We start from the raw sequence: 22,888 nt of genomic DNA on the forward strand, positions 1-22,888 counted from the left end.
CTCTGCATTCGCCGTGTCAGATGGTTCAAGGTTTTTCTTGGTCCGTCATTTGCTTTTCTTTTGTGTTATGAAGCATATTAAAGCTTTTTTAATATAGTATTTGGATTCGCTAAATCAGTTGGATCTATAATTTTTTTCGTTTGTATAAGGCGACGGATTTTTATCACATTTTTTGGTTCATTGAAAATTATTGCTGCCTCAATAGCCCCAGCTTCGTCAAGAAAAAAGTACGTAAACTTATTATCTTTAAAACTTCCTCTTAATAAGGTTTTAGACCATACACTAGAATGACCAACATATTGAATCCGATTGTTATATTGATCAGACCAGAAATACGGAACACGATCATATGGAACTGATTGATTTTTAACCATGTTTTGGGCAACTACTTTCCCATGGTTAACTGCATGATCCCAATGTTCAACGTGAATATGCGTACCTTTATATGGCCAAACCGTACAATCACCTGCTGCATATATAGCTGGTACGGAAGTTTCCCCAAACTCATTAACTACATATCCACGATTTGTTTCTAATTCATCATGATTTAAGGTTAGATTTGGTTCTACCCCAATACCTACAACAACTGCTTGACACTCCAATTGACGACCGCTAATTGTAACAATCTCTTTAACTTCGGTATTTCCATTAAAAGCGGCTACTGAATCATTTGTAATCATCTTAACACCGTTGGATAGGTGTAAATTAAGAAAATACTCGCCTATTTCGTCCCCAAAAATTCGACTCATGGGAAGATCTGACCTTTCAATAATTGTCACATCTATGCCTAGACTTCTACACGATGAAGCAAGTTCTGCCCCAATAAATCCTGCACCTACAATAACAAGTTTATTAATATCTGCTATAGCCTTCTTAATACGTTGTGCATCTGACATCGTTTTTAGATAGTAAATATTTTTTAGATTACTTCCATCAACTTGAAGCTGTCGCAAATTAGATCCTGTTGCTAAAAGTATTTTCTCCCCTTGAAACTTTCTTCCGTCCTTCGTGATAATTTCTTTTTTTTCGACATCCATTCGTTCTATTTCAACGCCTAATTCTAGTTCGATGTTTAACTCCTCGTACATGGAGGGGGCAAACAGTAAAATATCAGATTCTGTTGCTTCTCCGAGCATGTATTCTTTAGATAATGGTGGCCGATCATATGGCATTTCTTTTCCTTTATCCAAAAGTACAATTCTGCCTTGATATCCCTCTTTACGTAGGGTTTCAGCTGCATATGTTCCGGCTAAACCACCACCTACGATGATCATTGGTTTTTCATTTGACATACTGATCCTCCCACATTCTAGACTATTGCCTAAGGGCTAAATTTTAACCCAAACACTACCGTCGACTTCCTTAACTTCATACGTTCCTAACGGTATATCAGTAGGTCCTTCTAGTGCTACGCCAGTACGCATATCAAAGCAGGCAAAGTGAAGGGGGCAATAAATAAGGTGTTCCTCTGTATCTCCTTCAGCTAATTCCGCATACTGATGTGTGCATATTCCATCTACGGCATATACTTTACCTTCTACCCTTGTAGCAAGAATAACTTTATTGTCAACGACGACTTCAACTGGTTCATCCTCAATAAAGTCATCACTAATCCCTAAAACAACTAGATTTCCATCTCCATCGATTTTCGGATCCTCCATCTTCCTATTAACATCCTCTGTTCTTTTCATTTAAGATTCTCCATTCTTTACTTTATGATTACATCATTACCCTCAACATGAACTTTAAAGTCTCTCAATTTCAATTGTGGATCAGCTAATAACCTACCCCGATCCGTAATATCGAATTCCATTCCATGCCATGGACAACGCAAAACTTCTCCATCTTTTATTGTGCGATACTCGCCATGTGTATCGGTAAAGGCCGAAGTACTACACAACTTTCCTTTTGACATCGGTGCACCTTGGTGAGGACACTGATTCAAAAACGCATAAAACTCCCCAGTTTTAGAACGACATAAGGCAATAGAATGCTTCTTATATGTAACTTCCATTATTTCACCGGGTTGTAAATCATTCTTTTGACATACGATTTGCCCCATTAATCTAGCACCTCTTTCTTTGCGGGTAGTTTATTATACAATTTTCTAGCGTTTCCGTTATAGATTTTTTCTAAAATATCTTCACTTAGACCACCAGGTAACGCTGTATGTGGATTATCATAATCCCAATGAGGATAGTCGGTTGAAAAGCAAATCATTTCGTCGCTTCCCATCATATCCATATAATTCATAAGTTCATCCCTAGTCATGTCATCCATTGGCTGTGTCGTAAATTTAAAATGTTCTCTTATAATTTCACTGGGCATACGTTTAATCCACGGAACTTCAAAACGAAGTTCTCTATACTGTTTATCCATTTTCTTCATTAATGGTGGTACATGAGTGAAACCACCTTCAATTAAAATGCATTTTAAATTTGGGTACTTCTCAAAAACACCGTTAAAAACCATGTTAACAATCAAATTCATATGCGATGTTTGGATTAGACTATGCCACTCAATAAAATAACGCGGAAATTTTCCATAATAAATAGGGGGTTCATTATGGTGCATGGCAATCGCTAGGTTATTTCGTTCAGCAGCTTCATATATCGGATGATAATAAGGGTCTCCCCACATAAAGTCATCGATTGGTAATAGGACTTGCACTATTTTCGGATGGGAACCAACCCGGTCAATTTCTTTAGCAGCCTCTAGTGGTTCGTTAGCATTGATGTGTACAGATCCATACAAACGGTCATCTTTTTCAAGCCAAAGATCAATCTGTGCGTTATTATAAGCTGTCGCTAGTGCTGTCGCCATTTCATACCATCCATGCATGGATGAAGGACCGGGATCGAGGTTACCGCCTAATATAGCAAATTCATGATTATCTACTTCTAGTAAATGTTGTTTCATAAATTCTAAATCTGAACCTGCGGGACGACCATCAGGTACCTGTGCATCAGCCCGATTCAAACCAGCAATAGCGGGTTGTGTATAAGGAAGATGCTTCTCTTGTTTCCAACCTGCATTTTTAATGTAATGGTTCCATGGTTCATTAAGATAAGGCAACAAATCTTCGTACGGAATATGTTCGTGAACGTCCGTGTCAATTAATGAAAACTTTTTTTTCGTCATAATAATACCTCCTGATAAAGTGAAATACTTTAGCTATTAAATTAACCATATCATACTTAATACCAAAATGGAATAATGTTTTAAAGGTCATTTCGGTGGGTCGAGTAACCGCAATGGTTTTCGATGGGACGAGGAGTGCGCAGTCCCAGTCCCGGGACGTCGTATTTTTAACCGAACTTCCCCTAAGGCATCCGCCATAGCATAAAGCGAATGCCAAGTTTTCTAAAAAAATGTATTTTATGATATGATAATATGAATTTAATGTTTGTCTTTAATTTGGAAATGTTAGATTTCATTGCGTCCATGAACCACAGATTGGTATGCTGACATATATTTTTTTACGCTTTAATGAACAATATAACTATAAAAATGAAAGGTGTGGATCAAGTTGATTAAACGTTTTATTCAAGCATTATCGCAAAAAGAAAAAAGCATTAAAGAGTTGTATCAATTGATTAAAGAACACGGTTATCTTTCTAAAAATGAATTAATGACCTATACAGGAATCACCTCAACAACTTGTTCTCGGTTGATCAATGAAATGATTCAATCACAGTTAATTGCTAAATCGGGTTATGGAGAATCAAGCGGAGGACGAAAACCTGATTTGTACAAAATAAAGCCAGAAATCTATCACTTAATTGGAATCGATATTAATAGAAGTGAGACAAGAATATTATTGTTAGATCTAAGTTTAACTATAAAATCTGAAGCCAGTTTACCAATGAGTGAAAGTACTAATCCTGAAGTTACGATTAATTTTATCGAATCAACAGTACATAAAATGCTAAGAGAAAGAAATATGGAGAAAGAAGATATTCTAGGGATTGGCATTGGAACGATTGGGCCTTTAGATCAAAAAAGAGGAATTATTATTGATCCGAGCGATTTTCCTACAAGAGATTGGGTTAATGTACCAATTGTTGACGAGTTAGAGGAAAAACTAGGAATAAAGACGTTGATTGATTATGGGGTCAATACAGCGATACTTGCTGAAATAGAGAATAAAGAGTTTAAACAATTTAAAAATATTGTATATATCATCAAAGGTGGAGGAACGCGAGTAAGCCTAAAAATGGATAGATACCAAATACAAGGCTCAGATAATTTTAGTATGTTTAATCATGGGCATATGATAGTGGATATTAATGGCAAGAAATGTAATGTTTGTGGAAATTATGGTTGCATTGAAGCATATTCTTCCATATCTTCAATAAAAAAAGAGGTGGTATCACAGTTACAACAAGGAAAGGAGTCCATGCTTCAACATCAATTTAAAAACAATAAAGACATCAAATTTGAAGATATATATCATGCTGTCAATCAAAAGGATCCGTTATGTTCCCAAATTATTAAAAAAGCGGCTTTTATTACAGGAGTGGGAATATCAAACATATCTAATCTAATACTTCCAGAACTAATTATATTAAGTGGACCGACATACACAAAAATGGATTTATTTTATAAAACTTCTATACAATCTTTTTATAATTGTAATAAAGACGGGTCCTCGGACCATCAAGTAATGTTCAGCAAAGGTTTATTAGGCGACAATGCGGCAGCTATTGGAGCTGCCAATATGATTTTTAATTATTATTTATCTTAACTTTATTCATTTAACAAAAGGGTAACTAGGAAATAAAGTCGTCAAAACAACTCGAAACCTTTATACCATTTCGGCATGAAGTGTGTTAAGATTTTTATAGACTATCTAAATAGGTTCAATAGCAATTGATTATTATTAAGGAGGGTGGATTCTTTCCTATTTAAAAGGAGATATTTGTTTAGATAGAAATTATAGGAAAGCAATAAAAAGTTTTGGAGGTTTTAAATGTGAGGAAATTAACAATAACTTTATTAGCATTCATATTGGGAATGGTGCTTTCTGCATGTAGTGACACGAGTGATACCAGTGAAAGTGAAAATGGTGAAAAAGAAATTGAACTGGATGAGATTATCGGAATTGAACCAGGCTCCGGTACAATGAATATGGCTGAAGAGACGGTTAAAGAATATAATCTGGATATGGAATTAGTCCCTAGTTCAGAACCAGCCATGATGACAGAACTACAAGAAGCTATTAAAGAAGAAAGGCCGATTGTTGTTACCCTATGGCAACCGCATTGGGCGTTCGATAAATATGATTTGAAGATTTTGGACGATCCCAAAAAAATAATAGGTGTAGAACAAAAAATACATACTATCGTTCGTCAGGGACTAAAAGAGGAACATCCATCGGCATACCAATTCTTGGATAATTTTCATTGGGAAATAGAAGACATGAACGCAGTGATGGCAAAGTTCGGACAAGATGAAGATGTGGAACCTCGCGATGCTGCTAAAGAGTGGATTGAAAATAACCGAGAAAAAGCTGAATCTTGGATGGAAGATGTTGAACCAGTTGAGAATGAGCCAATTGAATTAGCTTACATTAATTGGGATACAGAGCTTTCATCAACGAATGTTGTTGCACTTTTACTTGAAGAACTTGGCTTTGATGTCACATTGACAGCACTCGATATGGGTATTGCATTTCAATCGGTAGCCCAAGAAGAAGTCGACGGAATGTTAATTGCATGGCTACCTGGAGGAGCATCTACATATATGGACGAATATGCAGATGAGATTGTTGATTTAGGACCAAATTTGGAAGGCGCCAAACAAGGTTTTGTTGTACCAGCATATATGGATATAGATAGCGTTGAGGACTTACCAACAAAATAATCATACTTATGTAAAATGTAAAAATTACGAGACTAGTGTTTATCACAAGATTTTAAAGGTTTATCAGAAAATTTCTAGGATAAAACCGTCTGTTTATAAATGTGTTTCCATTCTAAGGAAATATTTTATAATGCAGGCGGTTTATTTTTTAATAGTAAAGAAAGCATTCCTGTAATAAAGCAAAATGAGGATTGAACAAAAAAGCCCTCTTGGTATGATGCGAGGTGTCCACAGCTGATCAGCAAAAATGGACCCTTAAATTAACCAAGGTGGACTTATCATGAATTATAAGAAAAAATTAGAAAAAAAGGGTCTGACCCCAACGGCAAAAACCGCTAGTATTAAGGGTGAGGCGAACCGTATCCTAAGTAAATAGGATTTTCAAGCTGATGCCTAATCCCCACCACTTTATGAAAGCTAGAACATTTACACTAGTAAAAGCAGGCTGGCAAACAGAATATTGAAAAATGGGAATCATTCGCCTCTGATGTCGCCATCAAACACTAACAAAATTTAAAATAAAATAAATAATCCAACCCAAAACACCCCCTTTTACACTTTCATTTCGATTATAGGTATGAAAGAACAAAAAGGAGGTGTTTTTAGCATGGAAAGAAAATCGATGACAGTGAAGGAAATGGCTTCGTATCTTGGGGTACATCTGGATACGGTGTATAAAATGGCAAGATCGAATGAGATACCGCATTTCCGTATTCGCAGTAAAATTCTTTTTTCACAGGAAGCGGTTGATGCGTGGATTGAGGAACAGCAAATACAGTCGAAAGGAAGCAGAGACTACTCCTAGAAGGTGGCGGTCAAAAAGTTGGAAAACGATTTAATAATGAAAGGAGATTTTTTAAAGATGAACTATATAAAACAGTTAAATGCATTCAAGGATTACTTGTCATTCAATGAAATACCGCCAACGGCAATTCTGTTGTGGCACACGTTAATGATGATTAACAATATGGCTGGATGGAAGCGCCGATTCAATGCTTCGAATGCCTTAGTCATGCAATATGGTGGGCTGTCAAAGCAGCGACTATCTGAGGCACGGGCAGTACTCGTAACGTGTGGTCTCATCTATTATGAACGTGGGGCGAAGGGGCGAGCGCCAGTTTATGAAATGGTTTTGCTCGGTGGCTCGCGTAATGAGGAGGGAATGTCTAGCTTGCAGGCTTCCACTCCACATCCGGACCTATCAGCGGACCCATTGTCGGACTTATCCGGGGACCAATTGCCGGACGAATCCCGGACCATACATAAACAGAAACATAAACAAAAGAGAAGAGGAGGAGAAGCGTCACCGAATCCATTTTCCTTTTACGACCAAAACTTTTCAACCCTGAAACCAGCTGGTAGGGAGGTCATTGCTCGTTGGTGTACAGAGAGCGGTGAGTGCCTAGTGTTAGAGGCAATGCAGATTGCTGTTATGCATGGTGGTAGAACTTTAAAATATATCGAGAAAATTTTAAATGAATGGTCACGGGCAGGGCTAAGCAGTCTGGAACAGGTGCGGGATTTTGAAAAACAAAAGGGATCTAAACAGGAGCGTAAGCGGTCTGTACCGTTCTGGAAGAAAGCCCATGCAGAAAACAAAAATGTGCTCCGTAAACTAAGAGAGGAGATGTTGGCATGACAAAGGAAGAAGCGTTTGATGTACTAGAAATAATTCAGGAATTCTATCCAAATGTGACGATGGGAGAAAGGAAAATAAGGGTATTCATACCACAACTACTGAAGATGGATTATGAAGGTGTGATAAGGAATTTGTCCGCCCATGTTGTCTCCCATCAGTATGCTCCAACGCTTATGGAGATTGCTTCCTATCTAGAGGAGCCGAATATGCATTTGGAGGAGCTGCGTGCATGGCAGGAGGAGGCTGCAAGGGTTCCTGAGGAAACAAAGCGTCAGTTTCAAGAGGCATTGAACAAATTGGTGGAGGCATGCCGCCATGCCGATTAGGAATTATGAAGCGGAAGTGGCAGTGCTTGGTTCCGTGCTGCTGGATGGGGCGCTTTTTAAGAATCTGGAAGTGCAGGAGGAGCACTTCCACGACTTTCGGCATCAGCAAATCTATCGGGCGATGAAGCTCGCATCAGATCAAGGAGAATTCATCGATTTGGTAGTCGTTACCACAAGGCTTGGAGATGCGATCGAACAGGTTGGAAACACCGCTTATTTACTGGAAATGACGGAAAGCGTGGCGAGTACGGCTGCCATCAAGCATCACGAACGACTCATTTTCGATGCGTACCGGCTGAGGAAATCGAAGGAAAGTGCGATACAGTACTTGAAAAATCCGTCTGATGAGGAATTGGACGTGCTGATTGAACAGCTGCAGACGTTTCAAGAGTCGGGAGCAGTTATCCAGGAAAAGTCGGTCTATAACCACCTGATGGAAATTGCTGATGAGATGTTCCATCCAGAACGTGTGCAGCAAGGGTTTATTACATCGTATGAGCAGCTTGATAATATGACTGGTGGTTTGCAGCGCGGAGATTTGTTGATTGCAGCGGCGAGGCCATCCGTTGGGAAGACAGCATTTGCACTTAATTTGGCTGCGGGGCATTGCAAGCAAGGTGGAATGTCACAGATTTTTAGTCTGGAGATGGGGACGAAGCAATTATTGCAGCGAATGCTATCTGCAGAAGGTGCAATCAATGGCCGGAAATGGAGGACTGCGGCGTTTTCCGCGGAAGATTATGAACGGGCAATCCAGGCGATTGGGGTAATATCGAATTGGGATCTAGAGGTCTATGATAAGAAAAATACGTTACTTGAAATACGATCAGCTATCCGCAAAAGACTTCACGATTTCCCAGATGGCAACCATCTTATCATCATTGATTATTTGCAGTTAATCGCGCCAGCAAAACAGCGAGAACGACGGGATCTCGAGGTTGGGGAAATCACACGTGAGCTGAAGCTATTGGCGATTGAATTGAATATACCAATTCTTTTAATCTCCCAGCTATCGAGAAATGTGGAGTCACGCCAAGATAAGCGCCCACTTATGTCTGATTTACGTGAGTCGGGCAATATCGAACAAGATGCAGATGTCATTTTCTTCCTCTATCGTGAGGATTACTATGAGCGTAATTCTGAGCAAAATCGGATGGAAGTCATTATTTCAAAACACCGGAATGGGCCGACTGGAACGGTGGAGTTGGCATTTGAGAAGGAGTATGGGTGGTTTGGAGATGTTGGGTAGGTAGGAGGAGAATATGTTGTTTTATACCGGTTTGAGGTGCATCTGTCGGTTTCACAGCCGCGGTTATGAACCTATTTACGGTTGGGATTGCTGAGCTTCCGACATTTTCATATTATTTTACTTTATAAACCGGTTCGGTGAGCCTGGAATCATTCGCATCCCCTTATATTATGGTGTCATTACCTGTTCAGATTCCCCGGTCATGATTTAGTACTTATAGAACAGTTCTAATCATATTCTTATAAAAGAAAACAATAAGAAAGGGGTAAAGTTAGTTGGAAAAGGTTAAAGTTAGTTTGCGGCCCATTGTAAACAAGATAAATTTACCCACTGTTTTAAAAACAACGATACTTCCAGGCGACTCGATGGAAAGGTTATTTATTGCAACCCAGGTAGGAGAGATCTTTTACACAGGAAACTCAGGATTAAGAACTTTTTTAGATATTCACCCACGAATCATAGAACTAGGTGCTTCTGGTGGTGGATATGATGAGCGTGGGTTGTTAGGGTTAGCGTTTCATCCTGAATTTTATTATAACGGTCTGTTTTATCTCCATTATTCAGTAGCTGGAACACAAGGTCCAGGTGCTCATCCTACTAATTTTAAACCTGACCCGTGTGATCCTAGAACCTTAAATCTAAAGTGGAGACATAGAGAAACTCAATATGATCATATTGATACGGTTGAAGAATGGATTTTGCAATCGAATGGCGGGCCTCAAAAACGACGGACATTAATTAATTTACGAAGACCATTTTCTAATCATAATGGTGTTAATAGCTTAAACTTTTCACCTGAAACAGGAAGGCTTGTTTTAACAACCGGAGATGGTGGGTCAGGCTATGATCCATTTAACTTAAGCCAAGATGACCTCGAAATTGCTGGTAAAATAATTGAAATAGATATAAATAAGAATGTATACATCAATAATCCACTCATTGTCACACGTTTTGATGAACTTCCCTTAAGCTCTCAGGAAACACTCACGGTAATTGCCAAAGGTATTCGCAATATACCAGGGATTTCATATCAAAGGTATTATGATCATTATATGAAATATGTGGGAAATGTCGGACAGGATTTGGTAGAGTCGATTTTTTCATTCGTTCATTATAAACCAATACCTGTTACTCAACTTGTTCAAGCTTCTTTAAGAAACATCGAACCTGACCAAGAAGGATTTATTAACTTTGGTTGGCGAGGATGGGAAGGTGTTTTTCCTACTTCGATTATAAGAAACTGCTCTGAGGATTCGACTTTGGATGAGAAAACAATTGCTTATTACAATGAGGCAATTAAAACTTCAGTGAGGCGAAATCAGCCTTTAACTAGTTATTTCCATAAAGATCCCAGGCCTGATAAGTTTGGAGGAACTGCACTTACAGGAGTCGAAGCTTATATGGGGAATAGAATCCCCGGTTTAACGGGAAGTGTTGTGTTTACCGATCTCGCCCGGAAAGAAGGATCTCAAATTCCAGCTAAAGGTGTTTTAGCTTATACAAGGGTAAGAAACGATTGTAAACAAAGTGATTTTTGTATTATTGAAACCGATGATAATTTTGGGTCCGGGTCTGCTTATTATGTTAGTCTGGGAACGAATCGAGACCAAACGAGATTATATTTAGGGGTTTATGGCTCAATGAGCGTGACTGATTTTAACCAAGGCACCATTTTTGAAGTAGTTCCATGAATCGTTCCATTCTATAAATCTCTTTCATGGATGGAGCTAATCAAATAGAATTAAAGCCAAGGATGCGGGGTCCCTTAGTTCTAGGTATCAAAATTTGTAGAATCACTAAATGATAATCATTTTTATCCTTTTAAAAATGATTAAAGAAATTTCAACCCATAACCAGCTATAAAGAAAAGCAAATAAAAAGATACTTCCAGTTGTGAGAAATGAAAAGGAATCAGAGACAGTTGGACCTAAAATTGGAAAACGAAAAATAAATAGTAAGCTCATCATTCCTAACATTAAATGTATTGCACCAGTAGCAATAATACTTATTCGTTTCCTAAAAAAATAAAAAGATACCCCAATGCCAAGTCCTAACAATCCTGTTGTGAAAGGAAATACAATTAGTTCAGTTGGCTGTAGGATAAATAATAACACAATCGTTAGAAAGTAGGACATTACTCCAGATGGAATGGAAAACATGGAACATAAAAGAATTGGTGCAGTGGCGAGCGGACTTATAAAATATCCTATACCTGGTAAAAAGCCACCAGCAGCTTGGAGAATAGCAGCAATACCGGCAAAAATAGAAACTAAGACGAGCCTCATCGTTTTTTTATGCTTATTGAATCTTATTTGAGATAAACGAACCTCATCAGAAATAGGTTTAAACAAATACACATTTCCACCTCATTCTAAATAGTTAGGATGCCTGCCACTCCCCGATTATGCCTTTATGGGCTTCCTAGATTATGTTTAGCGAGGGCCTGACCCTATATCCTTATTTTTTCCAATAATTATTTGCTGCGGCAACTGTTTGAAAATGGACGGCAATAACCTGTGAGGTAAATGTAAGGCTATCTGCGTCTTTTGGCAGTTAAGAGAGTATAACACTTTCTTACTGCATAAGTGCAACTAAGGCATTCGCCACAAAGGCTTGGCGAATGCCAAGTTTTCTAACATATTTTGGTCGTAACTTTTTTCGAACATCAGCAGAAGGTTGGGTATAGGCCACACCTTTTCTTGCCAATAAAATTGCTAATTCAAACCCCTCTTGCGGTGTATCTGTTTTTAAACTGTTAAGCCAGTTATTCATAAAAGTTATTCCCCTTTATGCTCATTTATAAAAATAGCCGCTTTAACTTTGATAGGCTTAACCTGGTGCCCATCAAGTAACATGCTACATTTTATGCACACTTTCGCCTATCGTTCATTGTAGAGGTGGAACAACAGGCTTATGGTAAAGACTAGATCGATTTAAATTTAACAGTTCAGCCTGTTGGGAAATAGGCAGTTCGCTGTCTTCCCATTCCGCCATTTCCATGCGCTCTTGTCTAGTCACGGTAGATGCCAGATTTTTTTGATCCACGACAATTGCGTGGTTAATTTTCCGACTTCCGCTCCCAATCAGAGAACGGGACGAGGAACCTGTCCCTCCGTCCCAATACCTTTGTTAAACCATTAAGCCATTTGCCCTTAATGGTTTTTTGCGTTATGATCATAATCATGTTTTAAAGAGTGATTCGGTTAATTGGATTCGTAATATATTTGAATTTTAATCGGGATCTTTCAATAATCTAAAGAAAGGAGTAAATATGATTGGATGTTAAAAAAACAGCTTTATTACTCATTGATTTACAAAAAGAGGACGGCACTTCCGATGTGGTAGGAATGAATGGAATTCTACAGAACACAGCTAAACTTATCAATACATGCCGAGACATGAAAATCCCCGTTATCTATACGCGTCATATCAACCGAAGCGATGCAGTTGGTTTGGCAAATGGAGAGCCTCTTAACGAGGATGGAACACCTTCCTATTATAATTCCCATACTGATTCTATTGAAATTCCGGACAGCATCAAACCGGAAGCAAATGACATAATTATTGATAAATATCGGTATAGTGGTTTCTTTGAATCAAATCTGGATCTGATGCTAAAAGGTTTGGGTGTACAGCATTTGATCCTTGGTGGTGTACTCACAGATGTCTGTGTTCTCGCTACAGCAATGGATGCCTATTACCGTGATTACCAGATCAATATAGTGGAAGACATATGTGGTACAACTACAGAAGGCGCACATATGGCCTCCATGTTAATGATGACGAATTGGATATATGATATAAAGGTTTTTGAGACAAAGCAATTACGTAAGAAGTTGAACGGAGAAAATTATCAACTATGGGAATCAACAGCCCCAGATCAATTACAATTTTCCCCGGAGAACATGAAAGAAGTATTTTCAAAGTTAAAATCTAATTAAGCTTTAAATATGAAGGGGTGGAAGTGTGGGAGAAAGAAAAGGTGAAACACCCAGAGCGAACGAACAAGATGATGGTACAACAGACCAGATGGATGAAATATCCATTGAATATCATGCAACCGAAGAGGTCCCAATGAGTCAAAGAAATATGGGGTTTTGGGACATGGTGTTTTTGTGGATTGGTGCCAATTCAAACAATGCATCTTGGTATTTAGGTGGATCGGTTGCCGGCGCAGCATTTGGTGGAGCCATTATTGTTGCATTGGTTGCCAACCCGATTGCATATGTAATTCTTGCAGTTGTAGGGTATATGGGATATAAAATCGGTATTTCTACGATGGCATTGACCAGGCCTGCTTTTGGAATTAAAGGAAGTATGCTGCCAACTGTTTTAAATATGATTGTATTTATAGGCTGGGCAGTTGTTAATACTTTTATCGCAGTCATATCCATGAGCTTTATCTTTGGTGATTTATTTGGTTGGGCTGCTTTTGGTGAACCTGGCAGTACTGGACCAATGATCTTAGGAATTATTATAATGAGTCTATTAAACTTAATTGCTGTTTCCCTTGGCAGGAAATCTATTAAAGTGGTAGAAAGAATCGGTGTCGTCATCATTCTGTTTTTAGGGATTTGGATGACAGTCATCGTATTTCAGACACATCCGATTACAGACATCATGAGTTGGAAACCCTCAGCTGAAAATAAAATGCCAATTGGTACTGCCATCGATATAATGGCAGCATTTAGTTTGGCATGGGTGCTTGGAATTGCTGAATTCACAAGGTATACAAGGACACCAAAGGCAGCGACAGTCGCACCATTATTGGGGGCAACTACCGCATTAATCTGGTTTGTTTTTGTTGGAGTAGTTGCAACGATTGGTGTCACGTTAACAACAGGTGAATTTAACCCGGACAATTCAGATCCAAGTTCGCTTGTAAGTAGCCTGGGTCTTGGTTGGGTCGCATTGCTGATGATTATCGTAGCATGTGTCACTACAAATGTGGTCAACTTAATGGCAGCAGGAGTTTCAGTAACGAATGTAACGAAGAAAATTAAGCCATTGCATGCCATTTGGGTAGTTACCATTTTAGCAGGCTTTCTCATGCTTATCCCTTTATACATGTCCAGTTTCCTTGATGCTTTTATGGGCTTCTTAGATTATATCGGAATGGCCTTAAGTGCCTTGTTAGGTATACTGATTGCAGACTATTTCTTTGTGCAAAAGAGGAAATATGAGGTTGCGCAATTGGAACGAGAAGGCGGAAAGTATTGGTACTTTAAGGGAGTAAATATAAAGGCAATCACAATTTGGATCGTTGGAGTTATTTTTTACTTGGTGATTAACCCATTACCCTTATTTACAAATACTGTTGGAGCAGTATACCCTACGATTATTTTGACGGCTAGTTTATATTTTATTGTTTCAATGGCAAGAAGGAACTAGATAGATTCGCATTATTTTTATGTCTGTGTATCCCTAACCTTTCAATTGGCTGTGAAAACAATTCTCAATAAACGCAGGAAGCACCCCCGATATTATTTACTATTCGGGGGTTTTGCTGCAATAAGATTCATAACCGCTGTTAACTGAAGACTAGGCAGGAATATTAGGAGAGCGCGAAGAATTCATGTCTGGCGCCTAACATGTTTTATTAAACCATCCTGGAAGAACAAAGGCTAACTTTTCGGGAAAGAAAGATGGTCAGGTTAGATCCTCCATGCATTAGCGCTTTTGTTTAGCGAAGGTCTGACCCTATATTCTTATTTTTTCCAATAGTTATTTGCTGCGGCAACTGTTTGAAAATGGATGGCAATAACTTGTGACGTAAATGTAAGGCTATCTGCGTCTTTTGCATATTTTGGTCGTAACTTTTTCCGAACATCAGCAGAAGGTTGGGTATAGGCCACACCTTTTCTTGCCAATAAAATTGCTAATTCAAACCCCTCTTGCGGTGTATCTGTTTTTAAACTGTTAAGCCAGTTATTCATAAAAGTTATTCCCCTTTGCTCATTTACAAAAATAGAAAATAGCCGCTTTAACTTTGATAGGCTTAACCTGGTGCCCACCAAGTAACATGCTACATTTTATGCACACTTTCGCCTATCGTTCATTGCAAAGGTGGAACAAACGATTATAATTAAAGTTTTTTCTTTATAAGGCGGCCTATCTTTTACCTATAATAATAGTTAAATACAACATTCGAGAATGCTCCTTAAAAATCGATTCACATATGTCTTTCAAGTTGCTTATTAACTCTCATCGCATCATATCCATTCGCAAACATGTATATAATTTTTATAAATTTTAAATTTCCTATTGTATAATTATACAATAATGTTTATAATTATAACAATTCATTAATTATAGGAGAGAGTGCTATGGAGAGAAAAAATATTATAATTATAGGTGCGGCAGGAAGAGATTTTCACAATTTTAATACGTATTATCGTGATAATGAGGCATATAACGTTGTTGCTTTTACGGCAGCACAAATTCCGGATATCGATGGACGTAAATATCCAAGTGAATTAGCGGGTGAACTTTATCCAGAGGGGATTCCCATTTACTCACAAGATCAATTATCAGAGTTGATTAAAGATTTACATGTGGATGAGTGTGTTTTTGCGTATAGTGACATTAGTTACGAAGATGTGATGGGCGTAGCTGCGATTGTGAATGCAGCGGGTGCTAACTTTACATTGCAAGGGCCAAACAGCACGATGTTAAAAAGTAATAAGCCCGTCATTTCCGTTTGTGCAGTACGAACTGGAACTGGAAAAAGCCAAACATCAAGAAAAATTATTGAAACGCTGTTGGAGCATGATTTAAAAGTCATTGCAGTGAGACATCCGATGCCTTATGGCGATTTAAACGCACAACGTGTTCAGCGCTTTGCGACCGTTGAGGATTTGAAGGAACATAATTGTACGATTGAAGAAATGGAAGAATATGAACCACATGTGGCAAGAGGAAATACGGTGTATGCTGGCGTTGACTATGCAGATATTTTGGAAACAGCTGAAAATGATCCAGATGGCTGTGACGTTATTTTATGGGACGGGGGAAATAATGATTTCTCTTTTTTCGAGCCTGACTTAGCTGTTACTGTCTTGGACCCACATCGTCCTGGTCATGAGCTAAAATACTATCCTGGTGAAGTGTGCTTAAGAACAACTGATGTGTCCATCATTAACAAAGTAGATAGTGCAGCAGAAGAAGACATTCAAACCGTAGAAAATAATATAAAATCTGCAAGTCCAAATAGCACCATTATTAAAGCGGAGTCAACGATTACGGTCGATCAGCCGGAGCTTATTGCTGGGAAACGGGTGTTAGTCGTTGAAGATGGCCCGACGTTGACACATGGAGAAATGAAACTTGGCGCAGGTACTGTTGCAGCGGAACGTTTGGGTGCGGAGGAAATCATTGACCCACGTTCATTTGCAGTAGGTACACTAACGGAAACATTTAATAAATACCAACATATTGAAAACGTCCTTCCAGCGATGGGATACGGTGAACAGCAATTGAAAGATCTTGAAGAAACGATCAATAAGGTTGACTGTGATGCAGTGATTATAGGGACACCTATTGATTTAACTCGTGTCATTTCCATTAATAAGCCGTGTACACGTGTGAATTATGATTTAGATGAAATTAGCGATCCGAATTTAAGCAATATCTTAAAAGATTTTATCCAAGAACATAAGCTTGTGTGATGAACATAATTAGAAAAAGACTAGCGACATATTAGTTGTTGCTAGTCTTTTTAAATGTGCGTTTAGGAACTGTCCCTGTATTTCTTTTTCCTTCGTTTTTAGCATATCTAAACTATTTTGGCGTTCAGCAATGCGTAACAATTCAATTTCGGGCAACATATAAATATTACAAATATATTACGTTTAGATTACAAAATAAAGGGAATTGAATTTATGAAAGACATTTTACACCTAGGAGGGTAATTATGAAAAAAGTGAAGTTTCTCGCGCCGCTCTTAGCTTTAGGAATGATCTTGGGATTAGGTGTAAGCACTGTCCACGCTGAAAAGACAACAATAACTATGGAAAAAGGCGACACACTCTGGAGTATTGCACAAGCTTATGAAGACGTTACGGTCAATGATTTATATGAGTGGAATCCAGGTATTACAATTCGTAATATTCCAGTGGGTACGGAAATTACAATGGAGACAGATTCGAATAAAGATATGCCAAATGAAGTTTTTCATACGGTTTCCCCAGGAGACACGCTTTATAGCATTGGTAACCTTGAAGATGTGATATTAGGAGATTTATATGCCCTGAACCCTAACATTGAACCACAGAACTTACAAATTGGATCAAAAGTCAGAATAAACAGAAGCGATGGTTACAGTAAAGAATATTACACCATAAAACCAGGAAGTACACTTTTTACCATCGCTAATATTCATACAGGCGTAACGTTAAAAGATTTATATGACTTGAATCCAGGAATTAACCCTCAAAACTTGCAAATCGGATCAGAAATTCGTGTGAAATAGTAGCTTAGTTGTCTGTTATTTCCTGTGTTTCAATCGAATCATTTCAAGAAAAAGTGTCATGTGCAGGTACTTTTAACATGACACTTTTTGCTATGTCCAAATAAATCACAATATTGGCAGTTATTAAGATCATTGCAGTTACTCTTGTTACAATCACCTGGAAGTGTCTGCCTGGTTTGAAATGAAAATGTGTTTTTAAAAATAGCAAGTGATTGATTGAGCTTATTTTTCTATAACTTAGAAAATCAGCCGCTCTGTTCACATAGTGCTTCGATCCGTAAACGCATCCCCACCATGCTGTTTAATATTGACATATCATTAAATTATCTGAATAATGAGAGGAGAAGTTAAATTATGATTCTGTTAATGTGAAAATTTGTTCGCTCCAATCATTAAAAAACACCACAATACATAAAATGATGTTAGGGAGGTATGTCCATGTCTGGAAGAGTTTGGATCGGTCTGTTTTTTCTATTGTTTGGTTTTGGTTTCCTTTTGCATCAAGCAGACGTCATTGACTTGCCGCATCTACTGTCTGTTGGGTGGCCGCTCATCCTAATTATCATCGGTATTATTCAACTAATCAATCGTACACATTCTTCTGCAGTCTCAGGTCTCTTGTTCTTATTCGTCGGGGGATTATTTTCCCTAAATCAATGGTTTGATTTGAACTTAATTTCTTATTTATGGCCGCTTATTTTCATTGTTATTGGTATCATCATTATTTTTACCCGGGTCAAACGTGAGAAAACTTCTCATACGAGCGAGAGTTTAAACACATTCGTGCTGTTTTCAGGTGCCGAGATTAAGAGTCAATCGAAAAACTTTCAAGGTGGAAGTGTGATGACGATATTCGGTGGTGCGGAAATTGACCTTCGTGATGCGGTTATCGCAGAAGGAGCTTCGCTTGACGTAACCTCTGTTTTGGGAGGGGCAAGCATTATGGTGCCGGATAATGTTCATGTTGAAATGTCTGGAAGCCCGATCCTTGGTGGATGGGAAAATAGTACAAAGAACCATGGAGAAAATGAAGAAATTGCCATATTGAAAATTAATTGCCTTACAATTCTCGGAGGGGCAGAGATTAAAAATTAAGGAGATTCTATGAGAATAGAAGGAAGATAATCCCTCACATGCTGGCTAAGCGTGACGAGGGATGTTTTTATGATGAGTAGCTAATGAAAGAAGCAGGCGAGGAAAGGGCGATGACACCGGGGATGTCTGTTTAAAGAAAAAAGAAGTTAACAACATACGATATAGGTTGTTAACTTCTTTTCATTGCCTCGGACAGATCCACTTTCTCTATCAGAGAGCGGGACGAGGAACCTGTCCCTGCGTCCCACCAATGAAATTAATTATATTTTTTCTCTTCTAATTCTAGTCGTTTTCTTTCTAAATTTAATTTTTCTTTTTCTAACTTCAAGGTTTCCTCTTTAAATTTATAATATTTTTTGGTAGAAAAAATCCCCATAATTAAGCTAACAATTACAATTATCGCTATTACGTATAAGAGTAACTCCATATTTTCCTCCCCCTTTTAGGCCTTTTTTATTTTACAGCACATTCAAAACTATATGTATTTGGTGCTTACCCCCAAGCTTTTTTAGGCGCTGAATTAACAATAGCACTATCTAAAATAGGACGTCCGCTTTCACCCCAACGTTTATCAATTAAGTATTTCTTTTCTTACCAGTATGTAGTAAGATTTTTAATAAATAACAATCCCCAAATAACTCCACGAAATTTGAGACTAACACTTTTAAGGTTATTTTACTATAGTCTAGAAGGTGGTCCAATAACAGCAGAAGAAATTTCTGAAAGGAAGAATGATTTATTGTTCTTTAAACCAAGTAAAAACCCAGATAAAACAAGTGTTAATATAGCTTTGTTCTGTTCATTTATTTATTGGTCAGGATTTTTATTAATCAATAGCTTTCTTGAGATATTTAACAAAGATATAAAAATAGATTCATTTTTGTTGTTAATAACAGGGTTAATAGTTTTTTTCACTAGTGAATTTATAGCAAAATACATAAGAAAAAACAAAAATTAAATATCTTTTTCTCTCAATAAAAAAACAGCGTGATCTAAGCCACGCTGTGACAGGTTCCTTGTCTCGAGCGAGTGGGACAAGGGACCTGTCCCTTTGTCCCTAGGACGAGGAACCTGCGTCCCTATTCTGCACCGCGGTCTTTATCGAATTCGCGATCATTGCCTTTTTCAAGCTCCATGTCTGTTTCTTCCGGGTCTTCTTCATGTTCGCCTGATTCTTTATCGCTTATATTATCTTCATTAATTTCATTTGTGTCGGTCTCATCATCATATTCTTTTTCGGGTTGATTATTAACATCTTCTTGCTCATTTATCTCATTATTATCATTATTCTCGTTGCCACCGTTGTCATCGTCGTCGCCCATATTACAGCCTGCTAGAAACCCTACAGAAAGTACTGTTGTCATCAGAAGGAGCTTCCATTTGCTATTCATGTCCTAACCTCCTTAAAAATATTTGTTGCTACACTTACTATGCACCAAAGTTAAAATTTTAAACTTTTATAGGAAGCAGATTATGTATCTGAGCTTCCCATAAATTTTAAGGAGGAAATGGAAGAAAGTGCTTTATACGAGCGAACCGCCTTCTTTAAGGTATCTTTCAATCCCCTCTGATGCCCGGTAAGACAAGGCACCTATCGTACCGGTTGGATTGAAGCAGCTATTATGCGGGAAGGCACTGGCACCGATAACAAATACATTATCTGCATCCCACATTTGCATATAATTGTTAACGGCTGACGTTTTCGGGTCATCCCCCATGATCACGCCGCCTGTATTATGGGTATTCGTATCGACATTAACATTAAAAGGTGCTTGTTCACCAACGGTATCGATATGATCTGGTCCCATTTCTTCGGCAATTGCACGTGTGACATTGGATATATATTTAACCAATTCTCTATCTTGCTCCGTATAATCATACGTCATACGTAGTAAAGGCATGCCGTAAATATCTTTGTACGTAGGATCAAGATCAAGGTAGTTTTCACGGTGTGGCAGACTTGCTCCTTGTGATTTGACTTGCAAAATACTGTTGGTATATTTAATGGATTGCTGTTTAAATTCTGACCCCCATGAAGGTGTCCCGACTGGTGCATTGTTATTGGCGATTGGTCGGTTTCCATATTGCGTGGAACGGATACCTGCACCATGCAGGAAGTTTAAGTCGGAATGGTCAAAATTATCGCCGGTATATTCCGGAATCTCAATCCCTAAAGCACCAGCTCCAGCATAAAGGTTCCATTTACGATCATTATAGAAAAGCGTAGAATACCCGGAACTTACCTGGTAACAATAATTTTTACCGATTACTCCTTCTCCTGTATCCGGATTATATGGTGTTCCAAGATTAGAGTTAAGCAGCAGCCTTGCATTATTAAAAACATAGCTTGTGACAACAACAACCTCAGCAGGCTGTTCATACTCTTCACCAGTAAAGGTATCCACATAGGTTACCCCTGTTGCCTTTTCACCATCGTTTAAAATGCGGGTCACATTGGCATGTGTACGAAGATCCAGTTTCCCTGTTTCTTTTGCAACTGGAATAACGGTAACAACTGGATCGGCCTTTGCGCCGTACTCACAGCCAAAGTTTTCACAATACGCACAATACTGACAAGCGGAGCGAGAAATACCATCTGGATTCTCGTAGTTTTCCGAAAGGTTTGCAGAAGGCATGATATAAGGCTTATAGTCGAGCTTTTTAGCAGCCTTTTCAAATTCTTCTAAAACAGGAGTTTTTAACATTGGCCCTGTTGGATATGGATTGCTTCGCGGTCCATACAGATCCACCGTTTCACCAGAAATGCCTGCCATTTTTTCAAAGGTATCGTAATAGGGTTCGATTTCATCATAGGTAATGCCCCAGTCTTGAAGTGGCACTTCCGATTTAATTTTGTTTGAACCATACCGTTCTTCTGTCTTGGATTTAATTTCAAAATCATATGGAAGGAAACGATAGGTTTGTCCGTTCCAGTGACTCCCAGCGCCTCCTACCCCTTCACCAACAATAAACGTTCCATATTGACGCATGGGAAGTGCTCGCATTTCCCGATTATTACGAGAAGTAATCGTCTCCTTTGATAAATCCTGCATCATTTCTTCTCGATGCTGGAAGCGGAGTTCGTCGTGTACCATTAAATAATCGCTCAATTTCCTTTCTTTTCCACGTTCCAGGCCAACCACTTCAATGCCTGCTTTTGTTAATTCTGCAGAAATAATACTGCCGGCCCAACCCATTCCTACAACAACTACAGGTACTTTAGGCAGTTTTGTTGCCATATCTGTCATCCCTTTCTATCTATGAGTGTCCCATATGACTTTGGAGGCTCTTTGGCTCCAACTCAATAAATTCTTCACTATCAACTTCTTTGTTATAATTCATACGTGTACCAGGATAATCCCGCATGGCCCAGCCTTCCATTTCTTTATTACCGCCATACATTGGGTCTGCATAAACGCCTTCAAGGGTTAATGTCCGAAGTAATTTGAAAAATTCAGCGGAAGATACCCCGGATAAGTCATTTGCTTCACCATTCTCAAATGCTACTAATACTTCATCTTGTTGAGATGCCTCAAGGTTAACAAAATCATTATCAAATTTCTCATTGCTGAAATTATCCAGCTCTTTTAAACCTAATCGAAACAAATCCTTTCGAAGAAGCCTGACTTGTTCGCCCTGTGTTGGCTCTGGATCATACCATGGACCCATTCTATAATCATTTGCATTAACGCCCCATTTACTGGCAAGCTGATGATCAATATAAATAGCCGCATTTAACTCCTTTGCACCCGGCCCTGAATCATCCGTTGGGAAGATACGTTCCGTAGCAGCCATTGTTGCCTGATATTCATCAGGGTAAAAATACATCAAGGCTACATTTGGGTTAGCTGGCGCGGTTTGTTCCGATTCTGTCTGCTCATTGGTTTGTGTACCATTGTTCCCAAACCAGCTTCCAACGGCACCACCAACAACAAGGCCCCCGACGGTTAAACCTGAATTTTTCAGAAAAGAACGCCGTGAACTTTTCGCATTCTGTTTTTCTTCTACATTACCTTTCTCTTTGTCTGACACGATAGAACCTCCTATTTAAAAACATATGTATCTTTTTTTACCCAATAATTATTCAACAGTCTATCCAAAGTAGTTAAAAATAAACATCATTGGGACGGGGGGACAGGTTCATTGTCCCACTCTCTGATTGGGACAATGAACCTGTCCCCCCCGTCCCTTCCAATGAGGTTAATATGCTATAATAAAGATAAAAAAACACATTTTGGTATAAG

Annotated in this window: 24 protein-coding genes; 12 read left to right on the top strand and 12 right to left on the bottom strand. The window is 38.5% G+C overall.

The genetic code is table 11. The features are described from left to right. Positions 1 to 77 precede the first annotated feature (77 nt). The 4 genes from ACZ427_RS17830 to ACZ427_RS17845 are packed head-to-tail and all read right to left on the bottom strand — an operon-like array spanning position 78 to position 3,141. Positions 78 to 1,292, bottom strand: a complete 1,215-nt coding sequence (locus ACZ427_RS17830; protein WP_461177939.1) for an NAD(P)/FAD-dependent oxidoreductase — start codon at positions 1,290 to 1,292, stop codon at positions 78 to 80. A 36-nt stretch (positions 1,293 to 1,328) separates the two neighbouring features. After that, positions 1,329 to 1,691, bottom strand: a complete 363-nt coding sequence (locus ACZ427_RS17835) for a Rieske (2Fe-2S) protein (protein ID WP_461177940.1) — start codon at positions 1,689 to 1,691, stop codon at positions 1,329 to 1,331. 17 nt (positions 1,692 to 1,708) lie between these two features. After that, complete coding sequence (locus ACZ427_RS17840) at positions 1,709 to 2,062, bottom strand: Rieske (2Fe-2S) protein (protein ID WP_461177941.1); 354 nt, start codon at positions 2,060 to 2,062, stop codon at positions 1,709 to 1,711. Next, positions 2,062 to 3,141 (bottom strand): amidohydrolase family protein, encoded by a 1,080-nt coding sequence (locus ACZ427_RS17845; protein ID WP_461177942.1) that lies wholly within the window; start codon positions 3,139 to 3,141, stop codon positions 2,062 to 2,064. Before ACZ427_RS17845 ends, ACZ427_RS17840 begins: the two co-directional genes overlap by 1 nt. Before the next feature lie 388 nt (positions 3,142 to 3,529). Here ACZ427_RS17845 and ACZ427_RS17850 point away from each other — a divergent pair, with 388 nt between their 5' ends. From ACZ427_RS17850 to ACZ427_RS17880, 7 genes are all read left to right on the top strand, one after another. Beyond that, the gene (locus ACZ427_RS17850; protein ID WP_461177943.1) at positions 3,530 to 4,747 is read left to right on the top strand and encodes an ROK family transcriptional regulator; all 1,218 of its coding nucleotides are present in this window, start codon (positions 3,530 to 3,532) and stop codon (positions 4,745 to 4,747) included. Positions 4,748 to 4,974: 227 nt separating this feature from the next. Then, a complete protein-coding gene (locus ACZ427_RS17855) occupies positions 4,975 to 5,865 on the top strand; it encodes a glycine betaine ABC transporter substrate-binding protein (RefSeq protein ID WP_461177944.1) in 891 nt (296 codons plus the stop codon). 607 nt (positions 5,866 to 6,472) lie between these two features. Further along, a complete protein-coding gene (locus ACZ427_RS17860; protein ID WP_461177945.1) occupies positions 6,473 to 6,670 on the top strand; it encodes a helix-turn-helix domain-containing protein in 198 nt (65 codons plus the stop codon). Between the two features lie 57 nt (positions 6,671 to 6,727). Beyond that, entirely contained in the window at positions 6,728 to 7,504 is a 777-nt protein-coding gene (locus ACZ427_RS17865) for a DnaD domain-containing protein (RefSeq protein WP_461177946.1), read from the top strand. Continuing rightward, the gene (locus tag ACZ427_RS17870) at positions 7,501 to 7,830 is read left to right on the top strand and encodes a hypothetical protein (protein ID WP_461177947.1); all 330 of its coding nucleotides are present in this window, start codon (positions 7,501 to 7,503) and stop codon (positions 7,828 to 7,830) included. The genes ACZ427_RS17865 and ACZ427_RS17870 overlap by 4 nt, the downstream gene beginning before the upstream one ends. Then, positions 7,820 to 9,079 carry a replicative DNA helicase gene (gene dnaB / locus ACZ427_RS17875; RefSeq protein ID WP_461177948.1) on the top strand — a complete coding sequence of 420 codons (1,260 nt, stop codon included), beginning with the start codon at positions 7,820 to 7,822 and terminating at the stop codon, positions 9,077 to 9,079. The genes ACZ427_RS17870 and dnaB overlap by 11 nt, the downstream gene beginning before the upstream one ends. 275 nt (positions 9,080 to 9,354) lie before the next feature. After that, positions 9,355 to 10,770 (top strand): PQQ-dependent sugar dehydrogenase, encoded by a 1,416-nt coding sequence (locus ACZ427_RS17880; RefSeq protein WP_461177949.1) that lies wholly within the window; start codon positions 9,355 to 9,357, stop codon positions 10,768 to 10,770. Between the two features lie 105 nt (positions 10,771 to 10,875). On the opposite strand, the gene ACZ427_RS17885 is transcribed toward ACZ427_RS17880, so the two are convergent. The 3 genes from ACZ427_RS17885 to ACZ427_RS17895 all read right to left on the bottom strand — a co-directional run bounded on the left by ACZ427_RS17885 (position 10,876) and on the right by ACZ427_RS17895 (position 11,851). Next, positions 10,876 to 11,436, bottom strand: coding sequence for a hypothetical protein (locus tag ACZ427_RS17885; protein WP_461177950.1), 561 nt, complete (start codon positions 11,434 to 11,436; stop codon positions 10,876 to 10,878). Positions 11,437 to 11,536: 100 nt separating this feature from the next. After that, positions 11,537 to 11,632 (bottom strand): hexameric tyrosine-coordinated heme protein, encoded by a 96-nt coding sequence (locus ACZ427_RS17890; protein ID WP_461177968.1) that lies wholly within the window; start codon positions 11,630 to 11,632, stop codon positions 11,537 to 11,539. A gap of 21 nt (positions 11,633 to 11,653) precedes the next feature. After that, positions 11,654 to 11,851: a hexameric tyrosine-coordinated heme protein gene (locus tag ACZ427_RS17895; protein WP_461177951.1), complete on the bottom strand. Its 198-nt coding sequence runs from the start codon at positions 11,849 to 11,851 to the stop codon at positions 11,654 to 11,656. A 503-nt stretch (positions 11,852 to 12,354) separates the two neighbouring features. Between ACZ427_RS17895 and ACZ427_RS17900 the strand changes: the two genes are divergently transcribed. Both ACZ427_RS17900 and ACZ427_RS17905 read left to right on the top strand, forming a co-directional pair. Further along, positions 12,355 to 13,020 (top strand): cysteine hydrolase family protein, encoded by a 666-nt coding sequence (locus ACZ427_RS17900; RefSeq protein WP_461177952.1) that lies wholly within the window; start codon positions 12,355 to 12,357, stop codon positions 13,018 to 13,020. A gap of 25 nt (positions 13,021 to 13,045) precedes the next feature. Beyond that, the gene (locus tag ACZ427_RS17905; protein ID WP_461177953.1) at positions 13,046 to 14,470 is read left to right on the top strand and encodes a cytosine permease; all 1,425 of its coding nucleotides are present in this window, start codon (positions 13,046 to 13,048) and stop codon (positions 14,468 to 14,470) included. Positions 14,471 to 14,787: 317 nt separating this feature from the next. On the opposite strand, the gene ACZ427_RS17910 is transcribed toward ACZ427_RS17905, so the two are convergent. Continuing rightward, on the bottom strand, positions 14,788 to 15,015 hold the full coding sequence (locus tag ACZ427_RS17910; protein ID WP_461177954.1) for a hexameric tyrosine-coordinated heme protein: 228 nt from the start codon (positions 15,013 to 15,015) through the stop codon (positions 14,788 to 14,790). Between the two features lie 390 nt (positions 15,016 to 15,405). Between ACZ427_RS17910 and ACZ427_RS17915 the strand changes: the two genes are divergently transcribed. The 3 genes from ACZ427_RS17915 to ACZ427_RS17925 all read left to right on the top strand — a co-directional run bounded on the left by ACZ427_RS17915 (position 15,406) and on the right by ACZ427_RS17925 (position 18,644). After that, positions 15,406 to 16,746: a cyclic 2,3-diphosphoglycerate synthase gene (locus ACZ427_RS17915; protein WP_461177955.1), complete on the top strand. Its 1,341-nt coding sequence runs from the start codon at positions 15,406 to 15,408 to the stop codon at positions 16,744 to 16,746. 245 nt (positions 16,747 to 16,991) lie between these two features. Next, positions 16,992 to 17,549 carry a LysM peptidoglycan-binding domain-containing protein gene (locus ACZ427_RS17920; protein WP_461177956.1) on the top strand — a complete coding sequence of 186 codons (558 nt, stop codon included), beginning with the start codon at positions 16,992 to 16,994 and terminating at the stop codon, positions 17,547 to 17,549. Between the two features lie 438 nt (positions 17,550 to 17,987). Then, a complete protein-coding gene (locus ACZ427_RS17925) occupies positions 17,988 to 18,644 on the top strand; it encodes a LiaF transmembrane domain-containing protein (RefSeq protein ID WP_461177957.1) in 657 nt (218 codons plus the stop codon). A gap of 256 nt (positions 18,645 to 18,900) precedes the next feature. On the opposite strand, the gene ACZ427_RS17930 is transcribed toward ACZ427_RS17925, so the two are convergent. From ACZ427_RS17930 to ACZ427_RS17945, 4 genes are all read right to left on the bottom strand, one after another. Beyond that, a complete protein-coding gene (locus ACZ427_RS17930) occupies positions 18,901 to 19,071 on the bottom strand; it encodes a hypothetical protein (protein WP_461177958.1) in 171 nt (56 codons plus the stop codon). A 652-nt stretch (positions 19,072 to 19,723) separates the two neighbouring features. Then, positions 19,724 to 20,035, bottom strand: a complete 312-nt coding sequence (locus tag ACZ427_RS17935) for a hypothetical protein (protein WP_461177959.1) — start codon at positions 20,033 to 20,035, stop codon at positions 19,724 to 19,726. 132 nt (positions 20,036 to 20,167) lie between these two features. Continuing rightward, complete coding sequence (locus ACZ427_RS17940) at positions 20,168 to 21,883, bottom strand: GMC family oxidoreductase (protein WP_461177960.1); 1,716 nt, start codon at positions 21,881 to 21,883, stop codon at positions 20,168 to 20,170. Positions 21,884 to 21,902: 19 nt separating this feature from the next. After that, positions 21,903 to 22,676: a gluconate 2-dehydrogenase subunit 3 family protein gene (locus tag ACZ427_RS17945; protein WP_461177961.1), complete on the bottom strand. Its 774-nt coding sequence runs from the start codon at positions 22,674 to 22,676 to the stop codon at positions 21,903 to 21,905. Positions 22,677 to 22,888: the final 212 nt, after the last annotated feature.

The organism is Virgibacillus ainsalahensis (genome assembly GCF_055380755.1).

Bases quoted from the DNA above. Each gene is read 5' to 3' on its own strand.
- ACZ427_RS17830 (WP_461177939.1), bottom strand. From the start codon at position 1,292: ATGTCAAATGAAAAACCAATGATCATCGTAGGTGGTGGTTTAGCCGGA.
- ACZ427_RS17835 (WP_461177940.1), bottom strand. From the start codon at position 1,691: ATGAAAAGAACAGAGGATGTTAATAGGAAGATGGAGGATCCGAAAATC.
- ACZ427_RS17840 (WP_461177941.1), bottom strand. From the start codon at position 2,062: ATGGGGCAAATCGTATGTCAAAAGAATGATTTACAACCCGGTGAAATA.
- ACZ427_RS17845 (WP_461177942.1), bottom strand. From the start codon at position 3,141: ATGACGAAAAAAAAGTTTTCATTAATTGACACGGACGTTCACGAACAT.
- ACZ427_RS17860 (WP_461177945.1), top strand. From the start codon at position 6,473: ATGGAAAGAAAATCGATGACAGTGAAGGAAATGGCTTCGTATCTTGGG.
- ACZ427_RS17865 (WP_461177946.1), top strand. From the start codon at position 6,728: ATGAACTATATAAAACAGTTAAATGCATTCAAGGATTACTTGTCATTC.
- ACZ427_RS17870 (WP_461177947.1), top strand. From the start codon at position 7,501: ATGACAAAGGAAGAAGCGTTTGATGTACTAGAAATAATTCAGGAATTC.
- dnaB (WP_461177948.1), top strand. From the start codon at position 7,820: ATGCCGATTAGGAATTATGAAGCGGAAGTGGCAGTGCTTGGTTCCGTG.
- ACZ427_RS17895 (WP_461177951.1), bottom strand. From the start codon at position 11,851: ATGAATAACTGGCTTAACAGTTTAAAAACAGATACACCGCAAGAGGGG.
- ACZ427_RS17910 (WP_461177954.1), bottom strand. From the start codon at position 15,015: ATGAATAACTGGCTTAACAGTTTAAAAACAGATACACCGCAAGAGGGG.
- ACZ427_RS17915 (WP_461177955.1), top strand. From the start codon at position 15,406: ATGGAGAGAAAAAATATTATAATTATAGGTGCGGCAGGAAGAGATTTT.
- ACZ427_RS17920 (WP_461177956.1), top strand. From the start codon at position 16,992: ATGAAAAAAGTGAAGTTTCTCGCGCCGCTCTTAGCTTTAGGAATGATC.
- ACZ427_RS17925 (WP_461177957.1), top strand. From the start codon at position 17,988: ATGTCTGGAAGAGTTTGGATCGGTCTGTTTTTTCTATTGTTTGGTTTT.
- ACZ427_RS17930 (WP_461177958.1), bottom strand. From the start codon at position 19,071: ATGGAGTTACTCTTATACGTAATAGCGATAATTGTAATTGTTAGCTTA.
- ACZ427_RS17935 (WP_461177959.1), bottom strand. From the start codon at position 20,035: ATGAATAGCAAATGGAAGCTCCTTCTGATGACAACAGTACTTTCTGTA.
- ACZ427_RS17940 (WP_461177960.1), bottom strand. From the start codon at position 21,883: ATGGCAACAAAACTGCCTAAAGTACCTGTAGTTGTTGTAGGAATGGGT.